We start from the raw sequence: 26257 nt of genomic DNA, 5'->3' as shown, positions 1-26257 counted from the left end.
AGGGAAACGCCCGGTTACATTCCGAACCCGGAAGCTAAGCCTTACAGCGCCGATGGTACTGCAGGGGGGACCCTGTGGGAGAGTAGGACGCCGCCGAACTCCTTTTAGAGGTGGGCCCTGAACTTCGGTTCAGGGCCCACCTCTTTTTTGTTGTCCGTCACTTCCAGTTCACGTTCCGCCCCGACCATCCCACCATGGGTACTGGAGCAATGCTCAGGGCTGCGGGCGTAGGGCTCGGCGATGAGGTCGTCGTGCCGGCCTTCGGGAACACCGAGGTCGCCGAAGAGGTGGCCCGGGTGGGTGCGATGCCGGTGTTCGCGGATGTGGACCCGGTGAGCTACTGCCTCGACGCGCTGGCCGTCGAGTCGGTCGTAACTCCTCGGACGGCGGCCGTCGTTGTCGTGCACCGCTTCGGTCGGCCCGCGGACATGGGGCGGTTGAGGGATGTCGGTGCCCGGCGGGGGTTGCTGGTGTTGGAGGAGGGGGACGGAGGCGGGGCCGTCGACGAGATCGCTCAGCGGCGGGAGCGGGCGGCTTATCTGGACGCCCGGTTGCGGGGGGTGTGGACGCCCGACGGTGGGGACGGGCACACCTATCAGCAGTACGTCGTGCGGGTGCCGGGGAACGGGCGGCCGGACCGGGACGCCTTCGCACGCGCCTTGCGCGGCAAGGGAGTTGCGTGCCGGGTGCCGGTGAAGACGCCGGTGCACCGGTTGCCGGAGTTCCGGCGGTGCGTGTCGTTGCCGGAGACCGAGCGGGCGGCCGACGAGACGTTGGCGTTGCCGGTCGACGCGGCGCTGACGAAGCGGGACATGCAGCGCATAGTGTCCGCGTGCAATGCGCTCGGCGGTCTGTTGCAGCCGGCGTACTGAACGGGTTTGGGAATAGCCGCTCGTTCGGGGTACGATCTTCTTGTTGCCGCGAGGGAAATGCCCCAAAAGGCGACAAGGCCCCTATAGCTCAGTCGGTAGAGCGTCTCCATGGTAAGGAGAAGGTCAACGGTTCGATTCCGTTTGGGGGCTCAGAGATAAACCCCCTGCCTCTAAAGGCAGGGGGCTTTTTCATGCCCTCGTCCGGTCCCTCACGCCACCCGCATCGCGAGAATGGCCATGTCGTCCGACGGGGCGTCGGAGGCGAACCGCTCCACCGCGCGCATGATGCGGGCGGCGACCGCGCCCGCCGTGAGACCGGTGCACGTGGTGAGGACGTCGGCGAGGCCGTCGTCGCCCAGCATGCGGGTGCCCTCGCGGCGTTCGGTGACGCCGTCGGTGACGCACAGGAGGACGTCGCCCGGGTCGAGGGTGACCGTCTGCTCGTACAGGTCCAGGTCCTCGATGACGCCCAGGAGGGGCTGGGGTTCGGCGGCGGGCTCGACCGTGCCGTCCTGGCGCAGGCGCAGTGGGAGGGGGTGGCCGGCGCAGACGACCTTCAGCTCGGCGCTGCCGTCCTCCTGGGGCCGCAGTTCGCCGTACAGGAGGGTCAGGAAGCGGCTGCGGGAGCCCTCGTCGAGGATCGCGGAGTTGAGGCGCTCCAGGACCGCCGGGCCGCTGAGGCCCTCGCGGGCGAGCAGGCGCAGGGCGTGGCGGGCGAGGCCCGTGACGGCGGCGGCGTTCGGGCCTGTGCCGCAGACGTCGCCGATGGCGAAGCCGTACGCGCCGTCGCTGATCGGGAAGACGTCGTAGAAGTCGCCGCCGACCTCGTTGCCCTCGCCGGCGGCACGGTAGATGACGTCGACCTCGACGCCGTCGATCTCGGGCAGGCCCGGGGGCAGGAGGCTGCGTTGGAGGGCCTGGCTGATGGCCGTGCGCTCCGAGTAGAGGCGGGCGTTGTCCAGGGCCAGGGCGGCGCGGCGGGAGAGGTCCTCGGCGAGTTCCAGGATCTCCTGGCGGAAGTGTTCGTCGGTCGGCTTGCCGAGGGTCAGCATGCCGATGACGCGGTTGCGGGCGACCAGGGGGAGGACGACGGTCTCGCCGCCGACTGCCGAGGCCGTGGCGAGGGTGGGGCCGATGCCCGAGGCCACCGGGTGCGCGGGGCCGCCCGCGAGGCTGCGCATCGAGCTGCGCAGGGCCGCCTCGTGCGCGGCCTGGCCGGGTGCCGTCCATACGCGCGCGCCGGGGGTGGGGACCGGGTCGGGCGGCGCGGTCTTCGACAGCAGGGACTTGATGCCGTCGATGAGCTCCTCGTCCTCGTGCAGGACGTACGACAGGTACGGCTCCGACGCCTGGTCGGCGATCGTGTACACGGCGCACCAGGTCGCCAGCGTCGGCACCGTCATCTGGGCCATCAGGGCGAGGGTCTGGTCCCGGTCCAGGGTGCCGGCGAGGAGGTCGGAGGCCTCGACGAGGAAGCTGAGCGAGCCTCTGCGCAGCCGCTCCAGCTCGCCCAGGCGCGCGGACTCGACGGCGAGGGCGATCCGGTCGGCGGCGAACTGGAGCCGTAGCGCCTCCTCGTTGGAGTAGCGGCCCGGCGATTCGGAGGCGACCCCGAGGGAGCCGGTGAGGCGTCCCTCGACCTTCAGCGGCACGGTGACGACCGCGCGCATGCCGGTGCCGTTCAGCAGCGGTACGGCGCCGGGGACGGCGGTCAGGTCGTCGTGGACGGCCGGCATGCGCGCGGAGCCGTACCGGCCGGGGCCCGCCTCGACGGGGACGCGGGCGAAGCGCTGGCGGGTGGAGGGCAGGCCGGTCGAGGCGCGGACCTCCAGTTCCGTCTCGTCGTCGGTGGCGAGGAGCAGGAAGGCGGCGTCCGCGTCGAGCATGTCGCGGGCGCGCTCCACCGTGCGCTGGAGGAGGCCGTCGAGGTCGTCCGGGGCGGGGGAGCCGATGAACACCTCGAACGGGTCGGTGTTCGGGGAGTCGGAGGAGCCAGCGCTGTCGGAGGCCGGGCCGCGGGCCGGGGTCTGGAGGACCGCGCGCTCGTGGTCGCGCACCAGGAGGCAGACCGTGGAGGGTTCGCCGCCGGTGTCGCGTACGCGCAGGTGCGAGGCGTAGACGGGGGTGACGCGGCCGTCGGAGCCGCGGATGCCGTAGCTGCCCTCCCAGCGGGAGAGCTGGAGCGCCTCGGCGATGCCGGTGGCGGTGCCCGGGGTGTGCGGCCAGGCGGCGAGGTCGGTGAGGGGTTTGCCGATGACTTGGTCGGCGGGGTAGCCGAAGATGTCCTCGGCGTCCTCGTTCCAGGCGGAGATCGAGCCCGTACGGTCGATCTGGACGACGGCGACGCGTACCCGGCCGTCGGCGAGCGGCAGGAGGCCGACCGGCAGGGACGGGCCGGCCGTGCGGGTGCCGACGGCGCGTTCGGGCAGGGCGAGCTGGAACCAGACGTTCTTGTGGGTGGGCGTGTACTCGACGCCCCAGCGCCCCGCGATGGCCGCGCACAGCTGGAGTCCGCGCCCGCCCTCGCGGTCGGGGTTGCTCATGGCGGGCAGGGCGCCCTGGAGGGGGATCTCGCGCTCCGGGTAGCGGTCGGCGACCTCGATGCGTACGCCGTCGTCGCTGCGCAGGCACAGGACGTCGGCGTGGGTGCCCGCGTGGATGACCGCGTTGGTGACGAGTTCGCTGGTGAGGACGACGGCGTCGTCCACGATGTCGGCGAAGCCCCACCCCTGGAGGGTGTCGCGGACGAACGCGCGGGCGGTCGCGACCGACCGTCCCACAGGCTCGAAACTGGCAGCCGCGCGCGCGGTGATCACAGGACTCCTCGGCCGGTCGTCGGCGGACAGTTCTTCCCGGTCGTCCGGGTGGCGTGGGTGGGGCGGGCGCGCGCCGGTCGGCCGGGGGTCCGGGGGCTGTCCCCCGGGAATCAGTCCGGTGGTCATTACGTCGGCCGCCCCTCCGATGCCCGCTCGTGCTCGTGCCACCGCCCAGACCGGGTCGGGCCGGCGCGGCTGGACAGCCTTGTGCAAGGTTACTGACCTTCCGGGGTGTCGCGGATGCCGGTCGCCCGTGTTTCCCGTACCCGGAGTGTGCGGACGATGTGCGCAGCCGCCGGAGTGTTATGGCCGTGTTCAGGGAGGGTGAAACACTGGGCAAGCTTCTTGTGAAGGTCCGGGCAGACCGGGTGTCTTCTGTGTACGTCGGGCAGCAGCCTTCACTGTGGCCTGATTACATCGGGCTGCGGCATACGGCAGCAGTGATTCGGCGAGCGGTACGAGCGGTAGGGGTCGACCCGTGCGGGAGGGACAAGTGGAGTCTGGCGCAGCGACGCGTGGCACGAAGACGCGCGCGAAGGGCGGGCCGTCCCTGAACAGGACGCGCGCCTCACGCGCGGGAGGGACGACCGTGGTCGACACGGCCGCCCTGAACCGTCTTCTGGCCGCCTTGGTGTCCATGCGGGACGGCAACTTCCGCAAGCGGCTCACCGTGTCCGGCGACGGAGTGATGTCCGAGATCGCGGCCGTCTACAACGAGGTGGCCGACCGGAACCTGCATCTGACGGGTGAACTGGCGCGCGTACGGCGTGTGGTGGGGCGCGAGGGCAAGCTCACCGAGCGGCTGGAGACCGGCGTCTGCGAGGGCTCGTGGGCGGCTGCCATCGACGCCTCGAACTCGCTGGTGGACGATCTGGCGCGGCCGGTGTCCGAGGTCAGCCGGGTGCTGTCGGCGGTCGCGGACGGTGATCTGTCGCCGCGCATGGAGCTGCGCGCGCACACGCAGGAGGGGGCGGGGCATCCGCTGCGGGGGGAGTTCCTGAAGGTCGGGCGGGTCGTCAACAACCTGGTCGACCAGTTGTCGACGTTCACCGACGAGGTCACGCGCGTGGCCAGCGAGGTGGGCACCGAGGGGAAGCTCGGCGGGCAGGCGCAGGTGCGCGGGATGTCCGGTTCGTGGAAGGATCTGACCGAATCGGTCAACACGATGGCGGACCGTTTGACCGCACAGGTGCGCGATATCGCGCTGGTGACGACGGCGGTCGCCAACGGTGATCTGTCGCGGAAGGTCACCGTCCATGTGGCCGGCGAGATGCTGGAGCTGAAGGAGACCGTCAACGCGATGGTCGACCGGCTGTCGGCGTTCTCCTCCGAGGTGACCCGGGTGGCCCGAGAGGTGGGCACCGAGGGCATCCTGGGCGGCCAGGCGCAGGTGCGCGGTGTGGACGGGGTGTGGAAAGAGCTCACCGACTCCGTGAACACGATGGCCGGGAACCTGACGGACCAGATGCGCGGGATCGCCGAGGTGACGACGGCGGTCGCCAACGGTGACCTGACGAGGAAGGTGACCGTACCCGCGCGCGGGGAGATCGCCCAGCTCGCGGACACGATCAACCAGATGACCGACACGCTGCGGATCTTCGCGGACGAGGTCACGCGCGTCGCCAACGAGACGGGTTCCGAGGGGCGCCTGGGCGGGCAGGCGAACGTACCCGGGGTGTCGGGGACCTGGAAGGACCTCACCGACTCGGTCAACACGGTGTTCCGCAACCTCACCACGCAGGTGCGGGACATCGCGCAGGTGACGACGGCGGTGGCCAGCGGCGATCTGTCGCAGAAGGTGACCGTCGACGTGGCGGGGGAGATGCTGGAGCTGAAGAACACCGTCAACGGGATGGTGGACCAGCTCTCGGCGTTCGGTGCCGAGGTCACGCGCGTGGCGCGCGAGGTCGGCGTCGAGGGTGAACTGGGCGGGCAGGCGCAGGTGATGGGGGCGGCCGGCACCTGGAAGGACCTGACGGACTCCGTCAACACCGCGTTCCGCAACCTCACCGGACAGGTGCGCAACATCGCGCAGGTGACGACGGCCGTGGCGGACGGCGATCTGTCGCAGAAGGTGACCGTCGACGTCTCCGGCGAGATGCTCCAGCTGAAGAACACCGTGAACCGGATGGTCGACCAGCTGTCGCTCTTCGCGGACCAGGTCACCAAGGTGGCGCGGGACGTGGGCACGGAGGGGCGCCTCGGCGGGCAGGCGCGCGTGGACGGGGTGTCGGGGACGTGGAAGGAACTGACCGATTCCGTCAACTTCATGGCGGGGAATCTGACCTCCCAGGTGCGTCAGATCGCGCAGGTGACGACAGCGGTGGCGCGCGGTGACCTGTCGCAGAAGATCGACGTGGACGCGCGCGGGGAGATCCTGGAGCTGAAGAACACCATCAACACGATGGTCGACCAGCTGTCGTCGTTCGCCGAGCAGGTGACCCGGGTGGCCCGCGAGGTGGGCACCGACGGGCGCCTGGGCGGGCAGGCGCAGGTGCCCGGGGTGGCCGGGGTGTGGCGGGACCTCACGGACTCCGTGAACGGCATGGCGTCCAACCTGACCGGGCAGGTCCGCAACATCGCGCAGGTCGCCACCGCGGTCGCGCGCGGTGACCTCTCCCAGAAGATCACCGTGGACGCGCGCGGGGAGATCCTGGAGCTGAAGAACACGCTGAACACGATGGTGGACCAGCTGTCGTCGTTCGCGGAGCAGGTGACCCGGGTCGCGCGCGAGGTGGGCACCGAGGGCATCCTCGGCGGTCAGGCGGAGGTGCAGGGCGTCTCCGGGACCTGGAAGGACCTCACGCAGTCCGTCAACTTCATGGCGAACAACCTGACCACCCAGCTGCGCAACATCGCCGAGGTCACCACCGCCGTCGCCAAGGGCGACCTGTCGAAGAAGATCACCGTCGACGCCAAGGGCGAGATCCTCGAACTGGTGACGACCGTCAACACGATGGTGGACCAGCTGTCGTCGTTCGCGGAGCAGGTCACGCGCGTCGCGCGCGAGGTGGGCACCGAAGGCATCCTGGGCGGGCAGGCGCACGTACCCGGGGTCACCGGCATCTGGAAGGACCTCAGCGACAACGTCAACCTGATGGCCAAGAACCTCACCATGCAGGTGCGCAACATCTCGCAGGTCGCGGTGGCCGTCGCCAACGGCGACCTGACGCGGCAGGTGACGATCGAGGCGCGCGGCGAGGTCCAGCAGCTCGCCGACACGTTCAACACGATGGTGCGGACGCTGAGTTCGTTCGCCGAGCAGGTCACCAAGGTGGCCCGCGAGGTGGGTACGGACGGCATCCTGGGCGGCCAGGCCCACGTGCCCGGCGTGTCGGGGACCTGGAAGGACCTCACCGAGTCGGTGAACCAGATGGCGTCCAACCTGACCGGGCAGGTCCGCAACATCGCGATGGTGACGACGGCCATCGCCAAGGGCGACCTCACCAAGAAGATCGACATCGACGCGCGCGGCGAGATCCTCGAACTGAAGACGACGATCAACACGATGGTCGATCAGCTGTCCTCGTTCGCCGAGGAGGTCACGCGCGTCGCGCGCGAGGTGGGCACCGAGGGGCAGCTCGGCGGACAGGCGCGCGTGCGGGATGTCGACGGGACGTGGCGCGACCTCACCGAGTCCGTCAACGAGATGGCCGGGAACCTCACCCGGCAGGTGCGCGCGATGTCCCGGGTGGCGACCGCGGTGACCAGGGGCGACCTCAGCCTCAAGATCGACGTGGACGCCTCCGGGGAGATCCAGGAGCTCCAGGACTACATCAACAAGATGATCGCCAACCTGCGCGACACCACGATCGCCAACAAGGAGCAGGACTGGCTGAAGGGCAACCTCGCGCGCGTGTCGGCGCTGCTCCAGGGCCGGCGCGACCAGGAGGACGTCGCCTCGCTGATCATGAGCGAGCTGCCGCCGCTGGTCGCCGCCCAGCACGGCGCGTTCTTCCTCGGCATGCCGGCCCCCGACGCCGGTCCCGATCAGTACGAGCTGCGCATGCTCGGGTCGTACGGCTACTCGATGGGGTCCATGCCGACGTCGTTCAGGCCCGGTGAGGCGCTCGTGGGGACGGCCGCGCTGGAGAAGCGCACGATCCTCGTGTCCAACGCGCCCAGCGGCTACCTGAAGATCTCCTCCGGGCTCGGGGAGGCGCCGCCCGCGCAGGTGATCGTCCTGCCGGTGCTGTTCGAGGGCAAGGTGCTCGGGGTGATCGAGCTGGCGTCCTTCGGGGAGTTCACGCAGATCCAGAAGGACTTCCTGAACCAGATCGCCGAGATGATCGCGACCAGCGTCAACACGATCTCCGTCAACACCAAGACCGAGCGGCTGCTGAAGCAGTCGCAGGAGCTGACCGAGCAGCTCCAGGAGCGCTCCGGCGAGCTGGAGCAGCGGCAGAAGGCGCTCCAGGCGTCCAACGCCGAACTGGGCGAGAAGGCCGAGCTGCTGGCCCGGCAGAACCGGGACATCGAGGTCAAGAACACCGAGATCGAGGAGGCGCGGCAGGTCCTGGAGGAGCGCGCCGAGCAACTCGCCGTGTCCATGCGGTACAAGAGCGAGTTCCTCGCCAACATGTCGCACGAGCTGCGCACCCCGCTCAACTCGCTGCTCATCCTCGCCAAGCTGCTCGCCGACAACGCCGACGGCAACCTCTCGCCGAAGCAGGTCGAGTTCGCCGAGACCATCCACGGCGCCGGGTCCGACCTGCTCCAGCTGATCAACGACATCCTCGACCTGTCGAAGGTCGAGGCGGGCAAGATGGACGTCTCCCCGACGCGCATCGCCCTCGTGCAGCTGGTGGACTACGTGGAGGCCACCTTCCGGCCGCTGACCGCCGAGAAGGGCCTCGACCTGTCCGTACGGGTCTCCCCGGAGCTGCCCGCCACCCTCCACACCGACGAGCAGCGCCTGTTGCAGGTGCTGCGCAACCTGCTGTCCAACGCGGTCAAGTTCACCGACTCCGGCTCGGTGGAGCTGGTGATCCGGCCCGCCGGCGCGGACGTCCCCGTCGTGATCCGGCAGCAGTTGCTGGAGACCGGTTCGCTGACCGACGCGGACGCCCCGCTGATCGCGTTCTCCGTCACCGACACCGGCATCGGGATCGCGGCCAGCAAGATGCGGGTGATCTTCGAGGCGTTCAAACAGGCCGACGGCACGACGAGCCGCAAGTACGGCGGTACGGGTCTGGGTCTGTCGATCTCGCGGGAGATCGCGCAGCTGCTCGGCGGTGAGATCCACGCCCAGAGCGAGCCGGGCCGGGGGTCCACGTTCACCCTGTACCTGCCGGTGCGGCCCAGCGAGCTGCCTCCGCAGGGCTACCAGCAGGTCGTACCGGCGCTGGAGGCGGGCGACCTGGTGGCCTCCGAGAACGGGCACGGCGAGCTGACCGCGCCGGTCGAGCCGGAGATCGAGACGCCGGCCGAGGTGAAGTCGTACCGCGAGACGCAGAACGGCGCGGCGGCGCTCTTCCGGCGCCGGAGGCGTGCGGGAGGTGAGGAGAACGGGGAAACGGCGTCCCACGCGCGCGTGAACATCCTCTTCGGCGGCGACAAGGTGCTCATCGTCGACGACGACATCCGCAACGTCTTCGCGCTCACCAGCGTCCTGGAACAGCACGGGCTGACCGTCCTGTACGCCGAGAACGGGCGCGAGGGCATCGAGGTCCTGGAGCAGCACGACGACGTCGCCGTCGTCCTGATGGACATCATGATGCCGGAGATGGACGGGTACGCGACGACCTCCGCGATCCGCAGGATGCCGCAGTTCTCCGGGCTGCCGATCATCGCGCTCACCGCGAAGGCGATGAAGGGCGACCGGGAGAAGGCCATCGAGTCCGGTGCGTCCGACTATGTGACCAAGCCGGTGGACCCGGACCATCTGCTGTCCGTGATGGAGCAGTGGATGCGGGAAGGGTGACGGAAAGGGTGTGGAGGTGCCGTGACGCGCTGACTCAGGGTGGTCGGCGCTGGGCAGCGGGACGGTGTTCGGGGAACCTTCTGGTCTCCCGCCACGTTCCTGCTACGTGCACTGTGACATCGCGGTGACAGGGTGTGGCGGCGGTCGGGGTGCGGCTACCATGACCGGCACAAGGAAGGGCGGCGCAAAGGATGTCGTCCCCAGGGGCGGCGCCCGGTGCACTGCCGGGGCGAGGAGGGCGGGCCATGGTGCAGAAGGCCAAGATCCTCCTGGTCGATGACCGGCCGGAGAATCTGCTGGCGCTGGAGGCGATCCTCTCGGCGCTGGATCAGACACTGGTGCGGGCATCGTCCGGGGAAGAGGCGCTCAAAGCACTGCTGACGGACGACTTCGCGGTCATTCTGCTGGACGTCCAGATGCCGGGAATGGATGGATTCGAGACGGCCGCGCACATCAAGCGTCGGGAGCGGACCAGGGACATTCCGATCATCTTCCTCACCGCGATCAACCACGGGCCGCACCACACGTTCCGGGGGTACGCGGCGGGGGCGGTGGACTACATCTCCAAGCCGTTCGATCCGTGGGTGCTGCGGGCGAAGGTCTCCGTCTTCGTCGAGCTGTACATGAAGAACTGTCAGCTCCGGGAGCAGGCCGCTCTGTTGCGGCTCCAGCTCGACGGGAACGGGCGGCCGGGCGTCGACGGGGGCAAGGAGGCGCCGGGGCTGCTCGCGGAGCTGTCCGCGCGGCTCGCGGCGGTCGAGGAGCAGGCCGAGGCGTTGTCGAAGCAGCTTGACGACGACTCCGCGGACGCGGCTGCGGTGGCCACTGCGGCGCATCTGGAGCGGAAGCTGACGGGGTTGCGGCGGGCGCTGGACGCGTTGGAGCCGGGGGCCGGGGGTGGGGCGGCTACGGTGCCTTCTCAGGGCTGAGGTTCGGGGCGGGTGCGGGTTGGGGGTGGCTGGGGTGGGGGCGTTGTCGCTTGCCCGCGCTTGCGGGGTGCCGCTGCGCCCACCCGTGCCGCCCCAGCGGCACGACTGCCCGCAGCTAGGTGGGCGGGGCAAGGGGGGAACTGGCTTGTGGGACAGCCGTTTCGTTGGTGTGTCAGTTTTGGGGTTTGTTGTGGGCGACACGAACGGGTGAAGCTGTAGGCACACGTGTCCTGTGTTGCTCGCGCCGGTACCCTCACCACCATGGCCTCACGTCCCTCCGCAGCCAAGAAGCAGCCCGCGAAGAAGACCGCGGCACCCGCGAAGGCTCCGGCGAAGAAGGCCGCAGCGAGGAAAGCCCCGGCGAAGAAGGCGCCCGCCAGGAAGGCCGCGGCGAAGAAGGCCGCGCCCCCGAAGCCGGCGCCCAGTCCCACCGGCGGTGTCTACCGCCTCGTACGCGCCCTGTGGCTGGGGCTGGCGCATGCCGTGGGCGCGGTGTTCCGGGGGATAGGGAACGGCGCGAAGAATCTCGACCCGGCGCACCGCAAGGACGGCGTCGCGCTGCTGCTGTTCGGGCTGGCGCTGATCGTCGCGGCGGGGACCTGGGCCGATCTCAGGGGCCCGGTCGGTGACCTCGTCGAGATCCTGGTGACCGGTGCCTTCGGGCGGCTCGACCTCCTCGTACCGATCCTGCTCGCGGTGATCGCCGTGCGGTTCGTGCGGCACCCGGAGAAGCCCGAGGCCAACGGCCGTATCGTCATCGGTCTGTCCGCGCTGCTGATCGGGGTGCTCGGGCAGGTGCACATCGCGTGCGGGTCGCCCGCGCGCAGTGACGGCATGCAGGCCATAAGGGACGCCGGCGGGCTCGTCGGGTGGGCGGCGGCGACGCCGCTGACCTTCACGATGACGGAAGTCCTCGCCGTACCCCTCCTGGTGCTGCTGACGGTCTTCGGGCTGCTCGTCGTCACCGCGACCCCGGTCAACGCGATCCCGCAGCGGCTGCGGCTGCTCGGCGTCAAGCTCGGTGTGCTGCATGACCCGGAAGAGGACGACGAGTTCTCCGACGACGACGAGCGGTACGACGAGCAGTGGCGCGAGGCGCTGCCCGGGCGCCCGCGCCGGCGGACGGCCGGGGGCGAGGCGTACGACCCCGACGACGCGGAGGAGGCGGCCCTCTCGCGGCGCCGCGCGCGGCCGAGGCGCCCCGGGGTGCCCCAGCCCTCCGGGGACCGGCAGATGGACGCCGTGGACATCGCGGCGGCAGCGGCGGCGGACCTCGACGGCGCCGTCCTGCACGGCATGCCGCCCTCGCCGCTGGTCGCCGACCTCACGCAGGGCGTCAGCGTCGGGGACCGCGAGCCGACCCGGCCGACCCCTGTGCCGGCGGCGCGGCCCAAGCAGGAGAAGCTCACGCCGGGGATAGTGCCCGACCTGACCAAGGCCCCGCCGGAGGAGATGCGCGACCTGCCCCCGCGCGCGGAACAGCTCCAGCTCGCCGGGGACATCACGTACTCCCTGCCCTCCCTGGACCTCCTGGAGCGCGGCGGCCCCGGCAAGGCCCGCAGCGAGGCCAACGACGCCGTCGTCGCGTCCCTGACGAACGTGTTCACCGAGTTCAAGGTCGACGCCGCCGTCACCGGCTTCACGCGCGGGCCGACGGTGACGCGCTACGAGGTCGAGCTGGGCCCGGCCGTCAAGGTCGAGCGGATCACCGCGCTGACCAAGAACATCGCGTACGCCGTCGCCAGCCCCGACGTACGGATCATCAGCCCGATCCCCGGGAAGTCGGCCGTCGGGATCGAGATCCCCAACACCGACCGGGAGATGGTCAACGTCGGGGACGTGCTGCGGCTCGCGGACGCCGCCGAGGACGACCATCCGATGCTGGTGGCGCTCGGGAAGGACGTCGAGGGCGGGTACGTCATGGCGAACATGGCGAAGATGCCGCACATCCTCGTCGCCGGTGCCACCGGGTCCGGTAAGTCCTCGTGCATCAACTGTCTGATCACGTCGATCATGTGCCGGGCGACCCCCGAGGACGTCCGGATGGTGCTCGTCGACCCCAAGCGCGTCGAGCTGACCGCGTACGAGGGCATCCCGCACCTGATCACGCCGATCATCACCAACCCCAAGCGCGCCGCCGAGGCGCTCCAGTGGGTCGTCCGGGAGATGGACCTGCGCTACGACGACCTCGCGGCGTTCGGGTACCGGCACATCGACGACTTCAACCAGGCCATCCGCGAGGGCAAGCTCAAGACGCCCGAGGGCAGTGAGCGGGAGCTGAAGCCGTACCCGTACCTGCTGGTGATCGTCGACGAGCTGGCCGACCTGATGATGGTCGCCCCCCGGGACGTCGAGGACTCGATCGTGCGCATCACGCAGCTCGCGCGCGCGGCGGGCATCCATCTGGTGCTCGCGACGCAGCGGCCGTCCGTCGACGTCGTCACCGGTCTGATCAAAGCCAACGTGCCCTCCCGGCTCGCGTTCGCGACGTCCTCCCTCGCCGACTCGCGGGTCATCCTCGACCAGCCCGGCGCGGAGAAGCTGATCGGCAAGGGCGACGGGCTGTTCCTGCCGATGGGCGCGAACAAGCCGGTCCGTATGCAGGGCGCGTTCGTCACCGAGGCCGAGGTCGCGGCCGTCGTGCAGCACTGCAAGGACCAGATGGCGCCGGTCTTCCGGGACGACGTCACGACCGGGACCAAGCAGAAGAAGGAGATCGACGAGGAGATCGGCGACGACCTCGACCTGCTGTGCCAGGCCGCCGAGCTGGTCGTGTCCACGCAGTTCGGGTCCACCTCGATGCTCCAGCGCAAGCTGCGGGTGGGGTTCGCGAAGGCCGGGCGGCTGATGGACCTCATGGAGTCGCGGGGGATCGTCGGCCCCAGCGAGGGGTCCAAGGCGCGGGACGTGCTGGTGAAGCCGGAGGAGCTGGACGGGGTGCTGGACGTCATCCGGGGCGGGGGCTGACGGGGGTTCAGGGGGAGGGCCGGGCGGGGGTTCGGGGGCGTCCGGCGGTGGCGCGCGTGGACGGCGGTCTCCGTGACTCACCCGTTAGAGATCGTCGGGCAACCGTTTCCCTTTGTCGTACGTCCAGTTGAGCGGAGGACAGGTAAGGGCCCCATGCTGGGCCCCCGCTGTCCCGCCGTCGGCGTGTCCGGTCGTATCGATGCCATACCGATGGCGTACAAAGTCCGACCGCCCGGTTGCCCCACCCTTTTGTACCCCCCCTAGACTGAATCTCCAGCACAGGCGGCTACACGCTCGAAAGGCGCCCCCGTGTCCATCGGCAACTCCCCTGAAGACGAGCGTCCGTTCGAAGACGTTTCCTCCGAGGAAGCCCCCTCCATCGGCCATGTGCTCCGGCAGGCGCGGATCGCCGCCGGTATGACCGTCGACGACGTCAGTACCGCCACCCGGATCCGCATCGCCATCGTCCACGCGATCGAGGCGGACGACTTCACGCCCTGCGGCGGCGACGTCTACGCGCGCGGGCACCTCCGTACGCTGGCCCGCGCCGTCCACCTCGATCCCGCGCCGCTGATCGCCCGCTTCGACGCCTCGCACGGAGGGCGTCCCGCGCCGACGCCGGCCGCGCCGCTCTTCGAGGCGGAACGTATCCGCCCGGAGCGCAGGGGGCCGAACTGGACGGCCGCGATGGTCGCCGCGATCGTCGCCGTGATCGGTTTTGTCGGTTTCACCGCCTTCAAGGGGGGCGGCGAAAGCGATGGGAAGGATCAGATCGCCGGAGGGACGACGCCCACGCCGTCCGCCTCGCCGACCCCGGTCAAGCCGAAGAACGACAAGCCCGCGACCGACATCCCGCCCACCCCCACGGACGACGCCATCGCCGCCGCCCCGCTGGACAAGGTGACCGTCCGCGTCAGCGCCGCGCACGGGCGCAGCTGGATCTCCGCCAAGGACCACAACGGACGGCTGCTCTTCGACGACCTGCTCAAGAAGGGCCAGTCCAAGACCTTCCAGGACAGCAGCAAGATCAACCTCGTCCTCGGCGACGCCGGGGCGATCGACCTCTGGGTGAACGGTAAGAAACTCGACAACGACTTCAAGCCGGGCGCGGTCGAGCGGCTCACCTACACGAAGGGCGACCCGCAGGCCGGGTAAGCCGGGTAAGGGGGCCGTGATCTTGGTCAACCCCGTCGGCGTCCGTTGTCGGTGGGACAAAGTAGTCTTGAGCCCATGCCTGAACGCCGTACCGTCGCACTCGTCACCCTTGGCTGCGCCCGTAACGAGGTGGACTCGGAGGAGCTCGCAGGCCGTTTGGAGGCGGACGGCTGGCAGCTCGTGGAGTCCGCCGACGAAGCGGACGTCGCCGTGGTCAACACCTGCGGGTTCGTCGAGGCCGCCAAGAAGGACTCCGTGGACGCCCTCCTGGAGGCCAACGACCTGAAGGGGCACGGCAGAACGCAGGCCGTCGTGGCGGTGGGCTGCATGGCCGAGCGGTACGGCAAGGAGCTCGCCGAGGCGCTGCCCGAGGCCGACGGCGTGCTCGGGTTCGACGACTACGCGGACATCTCCGACCGCCTCCAGACCATCCTCAACGGCGGCATCCACGCCTCGCACACCCCGCGCGACCGGCGCAAGCTGCTGCCGATCAGCCCCGCTGAGCGCCAGGAGTCGGCCGCCGGGGTCGCCCTGCCGGGGCACGCCCCGGTGGACCTCCCCGAGGGCCTCGCGCCCGCCTCAGGACCGCGCGCGCCCCTGCGCCGCCGGCTCGACGGCTCGCCGGTGGCCTCCGTCAAGCTTGCGTCCGGCTGCGACCGGCGCTGCTCCTTCTGCGCCATCCCCTCCTTCCGTGGCTCCTTCATCTCGCGCCGCCCCTCCGACGTCCTCAACGAGACGCGGTGGCTGGCCGAGCAGGGCGTCAAGGAAGTGATGCTGGTCTCCGAGAACAACACCTCGTACGGCAAGGACCTCGGTGACATCCGTCTCCTGGAGTCCCTGCTGCCCGAGCTGGCCGAGGTCGAGGGCCTGGAGCGGGTGCGGGTCAGCTACCTCCAGCCCGCCGAGATGCGGCCCGGCCTCATCGACGTCCTCACCTCGACGCCCAAGGTCGTCCCGTACTTCGACCTCTCCTTCCAGCACTCCGCGCCGGACGTGCTGCGCGCGATGCGGCGCTTCGGTGACACCGACCGGTTCCTCGAACTCCTCGACACCATCCGGAGCAAGGCGCCCCAGGCGGGCGTGCGCTCCAACTTCATCGTCGGCTTCCCCGGCGAGTCCGAGCACGACCTCGCCGAGCTGGAGCGGTTCCTGACCGGCGCGCGGCTGGATGCCATCGGCGTCTTCGGGTACTCCGACGAGGACGGCACCGAGGCCGCGACGTACGACAACAAGCTCCCCGAGGATCTCGTCGCCGAGCGTCTCGCGCGCGTGTCCCGGCTCGCCGAGGAACTCGTCTCCCAGCGCGCGGAGGAGCGCGTCGGGGAGAGCGTCCGGGTCCTTGTGGAGTCCGTCGACGAGGTGGAGGGTGTCTACGGCCGTGCGGCGCACCAGGCGCCCGAGACCGACGGCCAGGTGCTCCTCACGAGCGGCGAGGGGCTGGAGGTCGGTCGTATGGTCGAGGCGAAGGTGGTCGGCACGGAGGGCGTCGACCTCGTGGCCGAGCCGCTGGAGCGCTCGAACGGGTGGAGTGAGGAGACAGGCAGATGACGGGTGTTCCGGCGTCGGCCGCGGGCGGCTCCGCACGGGGTTTCGGGGGAGCGGGCGGGGCGGCGGCGGGGGCCTCTGCGGGGGGTGCGCGGTTTTCTTCCGGGGCCGGGGGTTCCGGGGAGGCGGCGGTGTCGTCCGTCGGCGGGGTCGGTGGGGTGGCGGGGATCGCCGGAGGGCCGGACGTCTCCGGTGGGTCCGCGTCGGCTGAGCCGTCCCGGCCCGCCGAGGGGGCTTCGGAGGCTGCGCGGATCGTCGGGGGCCCGGGTTCGGCCGGGGCCGATGGACGGGGCGCGGGAGGTTCAGGCCGTGCGGTCGGCGGTGACCGTGGCCTCGACGATGGTGTCTCCGACGGCGGCCGTGCCTTTGGCAGCGGCGGTGCTTCCGACAGCGGCGGTGCTTCCGGCGGTGACCGGGCTTCTGGCGGCGACCGGGCTTCCCGTGACGCGGGCGGACGCGGGGAGCGCGGTACTCGTGGTGCTGTCGAGGCCGGGAGCGGCGTAGGTGTCGACTCCCCGGAGGGGGCGCGGGCGCCTCGTGGGGCCAAGGTCGTCGCTGCCGCCGTCAACCAGGCGAGTGTGTGGAACATCGCCAATCTGCTGACGATGCTGCGGCTGATCCTCGTCCCCGGGTTCGTCGCGCTGATGCTGGCCGACGGGGGGTACGACCCGGCGTGGCGCTCGCTCGCCTGGGCCGCCTTCGCCGTGGCCATGATCACCGACGTGTTCGACGGGCACATCGCGCGGACGTACGACCTCGTGACCGACTTCGGGAAGATCGCGGACCCCATCGCCGACAAGGCGATCATGGGGGCGGCGCTGATCTGTCTGTCGGCGCTCGGGGATCTGCCGTGGTGGGTGACGATCGTGATCCTGGGCCGGGAACTCGGCGTGACGCTGCTTCGTTTCTGGGTCATCCGGTACGGAGTGATCCCCGCGAGCCGCGGGGGGAAGATGAAGACCCTCACCCAGGGCGTGGCCGCCGGCATGTACGTCCTGGCGCTGACGGGGTGGCTGGCCACCCTGAGGTTCTGGGTGATGGCTGTGGCGGTCGTCCTGACCGTTGCGACGGGGCTGGACTACGTAAGACAGGCCATTGTGCTGCGGCGCGAGGGAATCGCCGCCCGCAAGGCCGCGCTGGAGGAGACGGAAGCGTGAGTTCCACGGCCACTGACGTGGTGCGACTACTGACGGTGAGGGGTGAGGTGCTGGCCGTCGCCGAGTCGCTGACCGGTGGCCTGGTGGCGGCGGAGATCACTGCGGTCCCGGGCGCGTCCAAGGCGTTCCGGGGCTCGGTCACGGCGTACGCGACGGAGCTGAAGCGCGAGGTGCTGGGCGTCGAGGCCCAGCTGCTGGCCGCGCGCGGCGCGGTGGACGCGCAGGTCGCGGCCCAGATGGCGGCCGGCGTCCGCACGGCGCTCGGCGCCGACTGGGGCATCGCGACGACCGGCGTCGCCGGCCCCGACCCGCAGGACGGCCAGGCCGTGGGGACTGTCTTCGTCGCGGTGGACGGGCCGTTCGGCCCTGGTTCCGGTTCCGCCTCTGGCGGAAAAGTGAAGGCCCTGCGGTTGAACGGCAGCCGTGCGGAAATTCGTAGAGAGAGTGTACGGAGCGTACTCGCACTGCTCCTTCAGGAGCTTGCGGGCGAACAGACCGGGAATGAGCGGGCACAGGATACGGAACAGAACGGGGGGTTTTGATGTTTGCAGCCCTGAGTGAACACGACATCGCTCCCCGCACGGCCGCGGCGCTAGGCGGTACGGTGGGGCGAGAAGGATGCGGCTACGCGGTCCGAGGAGGGAGCCACCGATGATTCTGCTCCGTCGCCTGCTGGGTGACGTGCTGCGTCGGCAGCGCCAGCGCCAGGGCCGTACTCTGCGCGAAGTCTCCTCGTCCGCCCGAGTATCGCTCGGCTATCTCTCCGAGGTGGAGCGGGGGCAGAAGGAGGCATCCTCCGAGCTGCTCGCCGCGATCTGCGACGCGCTGGACGTACGGATGTCCGAACTCATGCGGGAAGTGAGCGACGAACTCGCCCTCGCCGAGCTGGCCCAGTCCGCTGCGGCCACCCCCAGCCAGCCCGTACCGGCCCCGGTGCGTCCGATGCTGGGTTCCGTCTCGGTGGCCGGTGTGCCTCCGGAGCGGGTGACCATCAAGGCGCCCGCCGAGGCGGTGGACGTGGTCGCCGCCTGACGGCTGTCTGTCCGCGTGAACCCCGGCCGGGGCGGTCCCGGCCGGGGTTCACGTGTGTCTGACGGGGCCCGTGTGCGGTTCCGTTTGCCGGGTACCCGGGGTGCGGGCATCGTGAGAGAGCCTGAGCCCCGTACCGGAGGTCTACGGATGTACGTCGTGAAGAGCCCGCTGTCCGACGCCGATCTGCGGATCGTCGGGGTTGCCCTGCAAGGGGCCCTCGTCGACCTGATCGACCTCTCGCTGGTCGCCAAACAGGTCCACTGGAACGTCGTGGGGCCGCGCTTCCGCTCCGTCCACCTCCAGCTCGACGAGGTCGTCGACGTGGCCCGGCTGCACTCCGACACGGTCGCCGAGCGGGCCTCCGCGCTCGGGGTCTCGCCGGACGGGCGGGCGGCGACGGTCGCCGGCGGCAGCGGGATCTCGGGCGTCGCCGAGGGGTGGGTGAAGGACACGGACGCGGTGGGGGCGCTGGTCGATGCGCTGGGGGCCGTCATCACTCGTATGAGGGAACGCGTGGAGGTTACGGGTGACGCGGATCCGGTGAGCCAGGACATTTTCATCGGGATCACCGCAGATCTCGAGAAGCATCACTGGATGTTCCAGGCGGAGAACGTGTAGGGGGCCGTGTGGTGGGGTGGATAGCCCGGGCGGTGCTCGGGGCGGTGTGGTGGTGGGGCGCGGTGCGGCTCGCGGTCGTGCCGGGGGCGGGGGTGGTGGAGGGGGCGGTCGTGGCCGGGGGGTGGGGGTTGAGTCTGCTGCCGGTGCACTGTGTGCCGAGGGCGGGGGCGGTGGGGGCGATTGCCGTGGGGCGGTGGCGGGAGGCTTGGCGGGGTGGGGGGTCTGGGGCAGGAGGTTCAGGGCGGGTGGGGGATGGGCGGTGAGAGTGGGTGTATGTGTGGCTTGCCTCGAAGAAGAGGACGCCCAGGGTCGAGGGGGCGAGGGGGGCGAGGGGGTCGAGGGGGTCGAGTGTGATGATCGGACGGGGCGGCCTGTGCCGTGGCCGGGCGTCCCGCGTCACCACGGCATCGCGACGCCCCCGTTGGGCCGCAGGATCTGCCCCGTCGTGAACGCCGACGCGTCCGAGGCCAGGTGCAGGACCGCGTGCGCGACCTCCTCCGCCTCGCCCACCCGCTTCAGCGGCGCGAGGCGGGCCATGGACGCCTCCGTACGGGCCTGGGCCGCCGCGTCCGGGCGGTCGGTCATCGGCGTGCGGATCCAGCCCGGGGCGACCGCGTTGACGCGGATGCCGTGCGGGCCGACCTCGGTCGCGAGCGTCCGCGTCAACTGGACGACGGCGGCCTTGGCGACGCCGTAGCAGAGCAGCCCGGCGCCCCCGGTGTCGACCGCGCCGGACGCCATCGTGACGATGCTGCCGCCCGAGCCCTGCCGGATCATCCGACCGGCGGCCTCCTGGCAGGCGTACAGCACGCCCTTGAAGTTGACGGCCCACACCCGGTCGAGGTCCTCGTCCCGGGTCTCCAGGACCGTACTGCTGTGCATGATCCCGGCGACGGCTGCGAGGACGTCCAGGCGGTCGCAGGAGGCGATGGCGTCGCGGAGCTGGGCGCGGTCGGTGACGTCGAGGCGGTGGGTGCGCACATCCGGGTGTGCTGTCGGATGTGTTTCCTGGTGCGCGCCTGCGTGTACGTGCGCGCGTACGCGTCGGTGTACGGCTTTGGCGAGCGCCGCCGTCTCCTCCAGGCCCCGCGCGTCCCGGTCCGCCGCGTGCACCGTCGCCCCCGCCTCCGCGAGGAGGATCGCGCAGGCCCGGCCGATGCCGCTCGCGGCTCCGGTCACGAACGCGGTGCGCCCGCTGAGGTCGTACGCCTTCACGGCCATGCGTCGACCGTACGAAAGAATCTGACGGCCCGTCAATTGTGCGGGCCCTGCTGGCAGCTCGGGCACCAGTACGTGGGGCGGTCGTCCTGGTCGGCGAGGCGGACGGGTGTGCCGCAGCGCAGGCAAGGGCGGCCCGCGCGGCCGTACACGAACAGGTCCTGGCCTCGGCGGCCCGTCGTCGTGCGGACCGGGCGGGTGCGGTTGGCCGCCAGGAGGCGGTGGGCGAGCGGCGGGAGCTTGGCCGCGCGGTCGGGCGGGAGCGCGCCGACGGGGAGCCAGGGGGTGGCGCCGGTCAGGAAGCACAGCTCGCTCTTGTAGATGTTGCCGATCCCGGCGAGGTTGCGCTGGTCCAGCAGGGCCTCGCCGAGGGGGCGGGCGGGGTCACCGAGGAGGTTCGCCAGGGCGCGGCCGGCGTCCCAGTCCGGGCCCAGCAGGTCGGGGCCCAGGTGGCCGACGAGGCTGTCCTCCTGCGCAGTGCGGATCAGGTTCAGCACGGTCAGGCGGTAGCCGACGGCCGTGTTGTCCGCCGTTCCCAGCACCGCCCTGATCTGGTGCCCCGGACCGCCCGTCCAGCGCCGGCCCTCCGCGTACACGTACCAGGCGCCCTCCATGCGCAGGTGCGAGTGGAGCGTCAGGCCGCCCTCGATCCTCGCGAGGAGGTGCTTTCCGCGCGGGGTGACGTCCAGGACGGTCCGGCCGGTGAGGTCGACCGTCGCGTACTTCGGGACTCTGAGGTCGGAGAGGGTGAGGGGGGCGCCGGCGAGGGCGGTGTGGAGACGGGTCGCGGTCTGCCAGACGGTGTCGCCTTCGGGCATGGGGGGCCTTTGGGGGGTGTGTTGGCGCGCCGGGTGGGGAGGTGGCGCTGGGGCTGGTGGTAGTTCCGCGCGCGGGTGGGGTGGTGGGGCAGGGGTGCGGCGACGAGGCGTGCCCGCGTGCGGGGGTGCAGCGGGGCTGGGGGAGCGGCCTGGTGCGCGTGGGGGGCGTCATGCGCGTAGGCGCAGGCCGCGCGGGGTTGCGATGAAGCCTGCCTCTTCCAGGAGGGCGCCGAAAGGGGACGTGAGGGCCTGGGCGCCGTTGATGCGTTCCACGGTGACCGTGCCGAGCGAGCCCGCGCGGGCGGCCTCGGCGAGGGCCTGTGCCGCTTCGCGGAGGCGGGGGTCGTCCCTGGGGGCGTCGTCCGGGGTGCTCGGCCACGCCAGGAGTGTCTTCCCGCCGCGCTCCATGTACAGCGTCAGCTCCCCGCCGACCAGCACCACCAGCGAGCCCGCCTTCCGCCCCGGCTTGTGCCCCGCGCCGGTGGGCGGCTCGGGCCAGCCGAGCGCGGCCCCGTACGCGTTCGCCGGGTCGGCCGCCGCCAGGACGACGGCTCGGGAGGGCGGTGTACGACGGTGAGGGCGCCCTTGCGCGTACGCCAGGACCGGGGTGGGGCGCCGGGGGCCCCGGGAGGTGCCGGTGTCGGGGGAGGCGAAGTCGAGGGCCTCGGCAGGGGCGGGGGTGCTCCAGTCGAGGTCGGGGAAGCCGGGGGCGCCGTCGTGGTCGGGGGCGTACGGGGTGGTGTGGTCCGGCGTCGCGTGGCGCGGGTCCGCGGGGTGGCCGTAGGGCGTGCCGTGGGCCGGCGTCGGGGTGCCGGCAGGGCTGGGTGGGGTGTCGTCCGGGGTCGGTCTGATGCCGCGTGTGGCGCTCGCCGGGAAGCCGTAGTCGGCCGGGGTCGCCGGGGCAGGGAGGGACTCGTCGCGGTCGCGGGCGCCCGCCACCGCGCGCAGACGGTCGACGGCGCCGTCCATGGCGAACTGGGCGGCGCCGAGGCCCTCCACGACGTACCCCCGGCGGGCCTGGCCGCTGTCCTCGAAGGCCGACAGCACGCGGTATGTCGCGGAGAAGCCGCCCTCGACGCCCTCGGCGGCGACCGCGCCCCGGGTGACCACGCCGTGCCGGTCGAGGAGGGTGCGGGCCAGCGCGTGCGCGCGAACGGTCGGGTCGCCCTCGGCCGCCGGAAGCAGGGACCAGCGGCCGGCCACGGTCGGAGGGCCGCCGCGCGAGGCGGGGCGAGCGGCGGCGGTGAGGGAGCCGTAGCGCCCGCGCGGGACCGCACGCCGCGCGCGGTGGGCCGTCGAGCCCGCCGTACGGCCCGAGCCGAGCAGCGCGCGCATCGGGGCGAGGGTGTCGTTGGTGAGGCGTCCGGACCAGGCGAGGTCCCAGAGTGCGTCGGCGAGCTGTGGGTCGGTGGCGTCCGGGTGGGTGGTGGCGCGGACCTGGTCGGCGATCTGGCGGAAGAACAGGCCGTAGCCGCCGGAGAGGGCCGTCAGGACCGACTCGTGCAGCGCGGTCGGCTCCAGGGGGTGCGGCGGAGGCAGGAGCAGCGGGGCCGCGTCCGCCAGGTAGAGGGAGATCCAGCCGTCCTTGCCGGGGAGCGCGCCCGCGCCCGCCCAGACGATCTCCCCGGCGGCGGTGAGTTCGTCGAGCATCGCCGGGGAGTAGTCGCGCACGCGCGAGGGCAGCACCAGCTTCTCCAGCGCCGAGGCGGGTACGGAGGCCCCCTGGAGCTGCTCGACCGCGCGGACCAGGCCGTCGGTGCCCCGCAGGGCGTGGCCGGCGCCGACGTGCTGCCACTGGGGCAGGAACTGGGCGAGCGCGGCCGGCGGGACCGGCTCCAGCTCCTGGCGCAGCGCCGCGAGGGAGCGCCGGCGCAGGCGCCGCAGGACCGTCGCGTCGCACCACTCCTGGCCGATGCCCGCCGGGTGGAACTCGCCCTGGACGACGCGCCCGCTCGCCGCGAGCCGCTGGAGCGCGCCGTCGGTGACGGCCGTGCCGAGGCCGAAGCGGGTGGCCGCCGCGGCGGACGTGAACGGGCCGTGCGTGCGCGAGTGACGGGCCAGCAGGTCGCCCAAGGGGTCCTTGACGGGCTCGGTGAACGCCTCCGGCACACCGACCGGCAGGGCTGTGCCCAGCGCGTCGCGCAGGCGGCCCGCGTCCTCGATCGCCGCCCACTGGTCGACGCCCGCCACGCGCACCCGAATCGCGCGCCGTGCTGCGGCCAGCTCCTGGGCCCAGCGCGGGTCGGCGCCGCGCCGCGCGAGGTCGGCGTCGGTGAGCGGGCCGAGGACACGCAGCGCGTCGGCGACCCCTTCGGCGTCCCTGAGGCGCCGCTCCTCGGTCAGCCACTGGAGCTCGCGCTCCAGTTCGGCCAGCACCTCGGCGTCCAGCAGCTCGCGCAGCTCCGCCTGGCCGAGCAGTTCCGCCAGCAGCCGCGAGTCCAGGGACAGCGCGGCGGCACGGCGCTCGGCGAGCGGCGAGTCCCCCTCGTACAGGAACTGGGCGACGTAGCCGAACAGCAGACTGCGCGCGAAGGGGGACGGCTCCGGAGTGGTGACCTCGACCAGGCGCACCTTGCGGGACTCCAGGTCGCCCATCAGCTCGACGAGGCCGGGGACGTCGAAGACGTCCTGGAGGCACTCGCGGACCGCTTCCAGGACGATCGGGAACGACCCGAACTCGCTCGCCACCTGGAGCAGTTGCGCCGCGCGCTGGCGCTGCTGCCACAGCGGGGTGCGCCGGCCGGGGGCGCGGCGCGGCAGCAGCAGCGCGCGGGCGGCGCACTCCCGGAACCGGGACGCGAACAGCGCCGAGCCGCCGACCTGGTCGGTGACGACCTGGTCGACCTCGCCCTTGTCGAAGACGACGTCCTGCGCGCCCACGGGCGCCTGGTCGGCGTCGTACTCGGTGCCCGCCTTCAGGGGCTCCCGGTCGAGGAGGTCCAGGCCCATCAGGTCGGCGTCCGGCAGGCGCAGCACGATGCCGTCGTCCGCGTGCATCACCTGCGCGTCCATGCCGTACCGCTCGGCGAGCCGGGCTCCCAGGGCGAGCGCCCACGGGGCGTGCACCTGGGCGCCGAACGGGGAGTGGACGACCACGCGCCAGTCGCCCAGCTCGTCCCGGAAACGCTCCACGACGATCGTCCGGTCGTCCGGGACATGGCCGCAGGCCTCGCGCTGTTCGGCGAGGTACGACAGGACGTTGTCGGCGGCCCACGCGTCCAGGCCCGCCGCGAGCAGGCGCAGCCGGGCGTCCTCCCGCGGCAGCGCACCGACCTCGCGCAGGAACGCGCCCACCGCGCGCCCGAGCTCCAGCGGGCGGCCCAGCTGGTCGCCCTTCCAGAACGGCAGCCGGCCCGGCACACCGGGGGCCGGGGAGACCAGGACGCGGTCGCGGGTGATGTCCTCGATGCGCCAGGAACTCGTACCGAGCGTGAAGACGTCGCCCACGCGCGACTCGTAGACCATCTCCTCGTCCAGCTCGCCGACCCGGCCGCCGCCCTTCTTCGGGTCGGAACCCGCGAGGAAGACGCCGAACAGGCCGCGGTCGGGGATCGTGCCGCCCGAGGTGACGGCGAGGCGCTGGGCGCCCGGCCTGCCGGTGACCGTCCCGGCCACGCGGTCCCACACCACGCGCGGGCGCAGTTCCGCGAACGCGTCCGACGGGTAGCGGCCCGCCAGCATGTCCAGGGTCGCCGTGAACGCCGACTCCGGGAGCGACGCGAAGGGGGCCGCGCGCCGCACGGCCGCCAGCAGGTCGTCGACCTGCCAGGTGTCCATCGACACCATCGCGACCAGCTGCTGCGCCAGCACGTCCAGCGGGTTCGCGGGCACCCGCAGGGACTCGATGGCGCCCTCGCGCATGCGCTCGGTGACCACCGCCGCCTGGACCAGGTCGCCCCGGTACTTCGGGAAGACCACACCGGTCGACACCGCGCCCACCTGGTGCCCCGCCCGGCCCACGCGCTGGAGGCCGGAGGCCACCGAGGGTGGCGACTCCACCTGGACCACCAGGTCCACCGCGCCCATGTCGATGCCCAGCTCCAGGCTGGACGTCGCGACCACCGCGGGCAGCCGGCCCGCCTTCAGGTCCTCCTCGACCAGCGCGCGCTGCTCCTTGGAGACCGAGCCGTGGTGCGCCCGCGCGATGACCGGCGGGGCGCCCTGGGCCGCGCCCGAGCCGCCCATCAGCTCGGCCGGTGAGTGATGCTCCGCCAGCGGCTCGCCCGTCGCCCGCTCGTAGGCGATCTCGTTCAGCCGGTTGCACAGGCGCTCCGCGAGGCGCCGGGAGTTCGCGAACACGATCGTCGAGCGGTGCGCCTGCACGAGGTCCGCGATCCGCTCCTCCACATGCGGCCAGATCGAGGGGCGCTCCGCCTGCGCGTCGTCCACCGGGGAGCCGCCCAGCTCGCCCAGGTCCTCCACCGGGACGACCACCGACAGGTCGAACTCCTTCGCCGACCTCGGCTGGACGATCTCGGCCTTCCCGCGCGGGGCGAGGTAGCGGGCGATCTCGTCCACCGGGCGGACCGTCGCCGACAGGCCGATCCTGCGGGCGGGCCTCGGCAGCAGGGCGTCCAGCCGCTCCAGGGTCAGCGCCAGGTGCGCGCCCCGCTTCGTGCCCGCCACCGCGTGGACCTCGTCCAGGATGACCGTCTCCACGCCCGTCAGCGCGTCGCGCGTGGCCGACGTCAGCATCAGGAACAGGGACTCCGGGGTCGTGATCAGGATGTCCGGCGGGCGCGTCGCCAGAGCCCGGCGCTCCGCGGGCGGGGTGTCGCCGGAGCGGATCCCGACCTTGACCTCCGGCTCGGGCAGGCCGAGGCGCGCGGACTCCTGGCGGATGCCGGTCAGCGGGCTGCGGAGGTTGCGCTCCACGTCCACCGCGAGGGCCTTCAGCGGCGAGACGTACAGCACCCGGCAGCGCTTCTTCGGGTCCGCCGGCGGGGGCGTGGACGCCAGGCCGTCCAGCGCCGCAAGGAACGCGGCCAGCGTCTTGCCCGAGCCCGTCGGGGCGACCACCAGCACGTCCGAACCCTCCCGGATGGCCCGCCACGCGCCCGCCTGGGCCTCGGTGGGTGCCGAGAACGCCCCCGTGAACCAGCTGCGGGTCGCGGGGGAGAAGCCGTCCAGGGCTCGGTGTGCGGAACTGACCATGCGTCCATCCTGCACCTCGCCACTGACAATCGGGCTGACCTGTGGATACAGGG

14 protein-coding genes, 1 tRNA gene and 1 rRNA gene are annotated in these 26257 nt (G+C 71.8%); 12 read left to right on the top strand and 4 right to left on the bottom strand.

Features of this window, described 5'->3' with window-relative positions; translation table 11 throughout:
- The 3 genes from rrf to PV682_RS02175 all read left to right on the top strand — a co-directional run.
- Window positions 1-99 (top strand): 5S ribosomal RNA (rrf, locus tag PV682_RS02185); the annotation flags it as partial.
- Between the two features lie 110 nt (window positions 100-209).
- The gene (locus tag PV682_RS02180; protein ID WP_319723358.1) at window positions 210-872 is read left to right on the top strand and encodes a DegT/DnrJ/EryC1/StrS family aminotransferase; all 663 of its coding nucleotides are present in this window, start codon (window positions 210-212) and stop codon (window positions 870-872) included.
- Window positions 873-949: 77 nt separating this feature from the next.
- Window positions 950-1022, top strand: a tRNA-Thr gene (locus PV682_RS02175).
- A 59-nt stretch (window positions 1023-1081) separates the two neighbouring features.
- Here the strand turns inward: PV682_RS02175 and PV682_RS02170 are convergent.
- Complete coding sequence (locus PV682_RS02170) at window positions 1082-3814, bottom strand: SpoIIE family protein phosphatase (RefSeq protein WP_319723321.1); 2733 nt, start codon at window positions 3812-3814, stop codon at window positions 1082-1084.
- Between the two features lie 367 nt (window positions 3815-4181).
- Here PV682_RS02170 and PV682_RS02165 point away from each other — a divergent pair, with 367 nt between their 5' ends.
- The 9 genes from PV682_RS02165 to PV682_RS02125 all read left to right on the top strand — a co-directional run bounded on the left by PV682_RS02165 (window position 4182) and on the right by PV682_RS02125 (window position 19014).
- Entirely contained in the window at window positions 4182-9611 is a 5430-nt protein-coding gene (locus PV682_RS02165; protein ID WP_319723319.1) for a HAMP domain-containing protein, read from the top strand.
- Window positions 9612-9856: 245 nt separating this feature from the next.
- Complete coding sequence (locus PV682_RS02160) at window positions 9857-10540, top strand: response regulator (protein WP_109364921.1); 684 nt, start codon at window positions 9857-9859, stop codon at window positions 10538-10540.
- 261 nt (window positions 10541-10801) lie between these two features.
- Complete coding sequence (locus PV682_RS02155; protein WP_319723316.1) at window positions 10802-13507, top strand: DNA translocase FtsK; 2706 nt, start codon at window positions 10802-10804, stop codon at window positions 13505-13507.
- Window positions 13508-13816: 309 nt separating this feature from the next.
- Entirely contained in the window at window positions 13817-14662 is an 846-nt protein-coding gene (locus tag PV682_RS02150) for a helix-turn-helix domain-containing protein (protein WP_319723314.1), read from the top strand.
- Window positions 14663-14737: 75 nt separating this feature from the next.
- The gene (gene rimO, locus PV682_RS02145; protein ID WP_319723312.1) at window positions 14738-16210 is read left to right on the top strand and encodes a 30S ribosomal protein S12 methylthiotransferase RimO; all 1473 of its coding nucleotides are present in this window, start codon (window positions 14738-14740) and stop codon (window positions 16208-16210) included.
- A gap of 248 nt (window positions 16211-16458) precedes the next feature.
- The gene (gene pgsA, locus PV682_RS02140; protein ID WP_407705583.1) at window positions 16459-17364 is read left to right on the top strand and encodes a CDP-diacylglycerol--glycerol-3-phosphate 3-phosphatidyltransferase; all 906 of its coding nucleotides are present in this window, start codon (window positions 16459-16461) and stop codon (window positions 17362-17364) included.
- Window positions 17361-17906 (top strand): CinA family protein, encoded by a 546-nt coding sequence (locus tag PV682_RS02135; RefSeq protein WP_319723309.1) that lies wholly within the window; start codon window positions 17361-17363, stop codon window positions 17904-17906. The genes pgsA and PV682_RS02135 overlap by 4 nt, the downstream gene beginning before the upstream one ends.
- 109 nt (window positions 17907-18015) lie before the next feature.
- On the top strand, window positions 18016-18396 hold the full coding sequence (locus tag PV682_RS02130; RefSeq protein ID WP_055724821.1) for a helix-turn-helix domain-containing protein: 381 nt from the start codon (window positions 18016-18018) through the stop codon (window positions 18394-18396).
- A gap of 147 nt (window positions 18397-18543) precedes the next feature.
- The gene (locus PV682_RS02125) at window positions 18544-19014 is read left to right on the top strand and encodes a Dps family protein (protein ID WP_319723307.1); all 471 of its coding nucleotides are present in this window, start codon (window positions 18544-18546) and stop codon (window positions 19012-19014) included.
- A gap of 396 nt (window positions 19015-19410) precedes the next feature.
- On the opposite strand, the gene PV682_RS02115 is transcribed toward PV682_RS02125, so the two are convergent.
- The 3 genes from PV682_RS02115 to PV682_RS02105 form a co-directional block, all read right to left on the bottom strand.
- Window positions 19411-20235 carry an SDR family NAD(P)-dependent oxidoreductase gene (locus PV682_RS02115; RefSeq protein WP_319723302.1) on the bottom strand — a complete coding sequence of 275 codons (825 nt, stop codon included), beginning with the start codon at window positions 20233-20235 and terminating at the stop codon, window positions 19411-19413.
- 32 nt (window positions 20236-20267) lie between these two features.
- Window positions 20268-21050 (bottom strand): Fpg/Nei family DNA glycosylase, encoded by a 783-nt coding sequence (locus PV682_RS02110; RefSeq protein WP_319723300.1) that lies wholly within the window; start codon window positions 21048-21050, stop codon window positions 20268-20270.
- 168 nt (window positions 21051-21218) lie between these two features.
- Entirely contained in the window at window positions 21219-26204 is a 4986-nt protein-coding gene (locus PV682_RS02105; protein WP_319723297.1) for an ATP-dependent helicase, read from the bottom strand.
- Window positions 26205-26257: the final 53 nt, after the last annotated feature.

The organism is Streptomyces niveiscabiei, assembly GCF_033794345.1.
Taxonomy (GTDB): Bacteria; Actinomycetota; Actinomycetes; order Streptomycetales; family Streptomycetaceae; genus Streptomyces; species Streptomyces niveiscabiei.
The sequence above is the reverse complement of the archived record's forward strand: the minus strand, read 5'-3'. Positions and strand labels throughout refer to the sequence as shown.

Bases quoted from the DNA above. Each gene is read 5' to 3' on its own strand.
- PV682_RS02155 (WP_319723316.1), top strand. From the start codon at position 10,802: ATGGCCTCACGTCCCTCCGCAGCCAAGAAGCAGCCCGCGAAGAAGACC.
- PV682_RS02130 (WP_055724821.1), top strand. From the start codon at position 18,016: ATGATTCTGCTCCGTCGCCTGCTGGGTGACGTGCTGCGTCGGCAGCGC.
- rimO (WP_319723312.1), top strand. From the start codon at position 14,738: ATGCCTGAACGCCGTACCGTCGCACTCGTCACCCTTGGCTGCGCCCGT.
- PV682_RS02125 (WP_319723307.1), top strand. From the start codon at position 18,544: ATGTACGTCGTGAAGAGCCCGCTGTCCGACGCCGATCTGCGGATCGTC.
- PV682_RS02110 (WP_319723300.1), bottom strand. From the start codon at position 21,050: ATGCCCGAAGGCGACACCGTCTGGCAGACCGCGACCCGTCTCCACACC.
- PV682_RS02115 (WP_319723302.1), bottom strand. From the start codon at position 20,235: ATGGCCGTGAAGGCGTACGACCTCAGCGGGCGCACCGCGTTCGTGACC.
- PV682_RS02180 (WP_319723358.1), top strand. From the start codon at position 210: ATGCTCAGGGCTGCGGGCGTAGGGCTCGGCGATGAGGTCGTCGTGCCG.
- PV682_RS02170 (WP_319723321.1), bottom strand. From the start codon at position 3,814: ATGACCACCGGACTGATTCCCGGGGGACAGCCCCCGGACCCCCGGCCG.
- PV682_RS02160 (WP_109364921.1), top strand. From the start codon at position 9,857: ATGGTGCAGAAGGCCAAGATCCTCCTGGTCGATGACCGGCCGGAGAAT.
- PV682_RS02105 (WP_319723297.1), bottom strand. From the start codon at position 26,204: ATGGTCAGTTCCGCACACCGAGCCCTGGACGGCTTCTCCCCCGCGACC.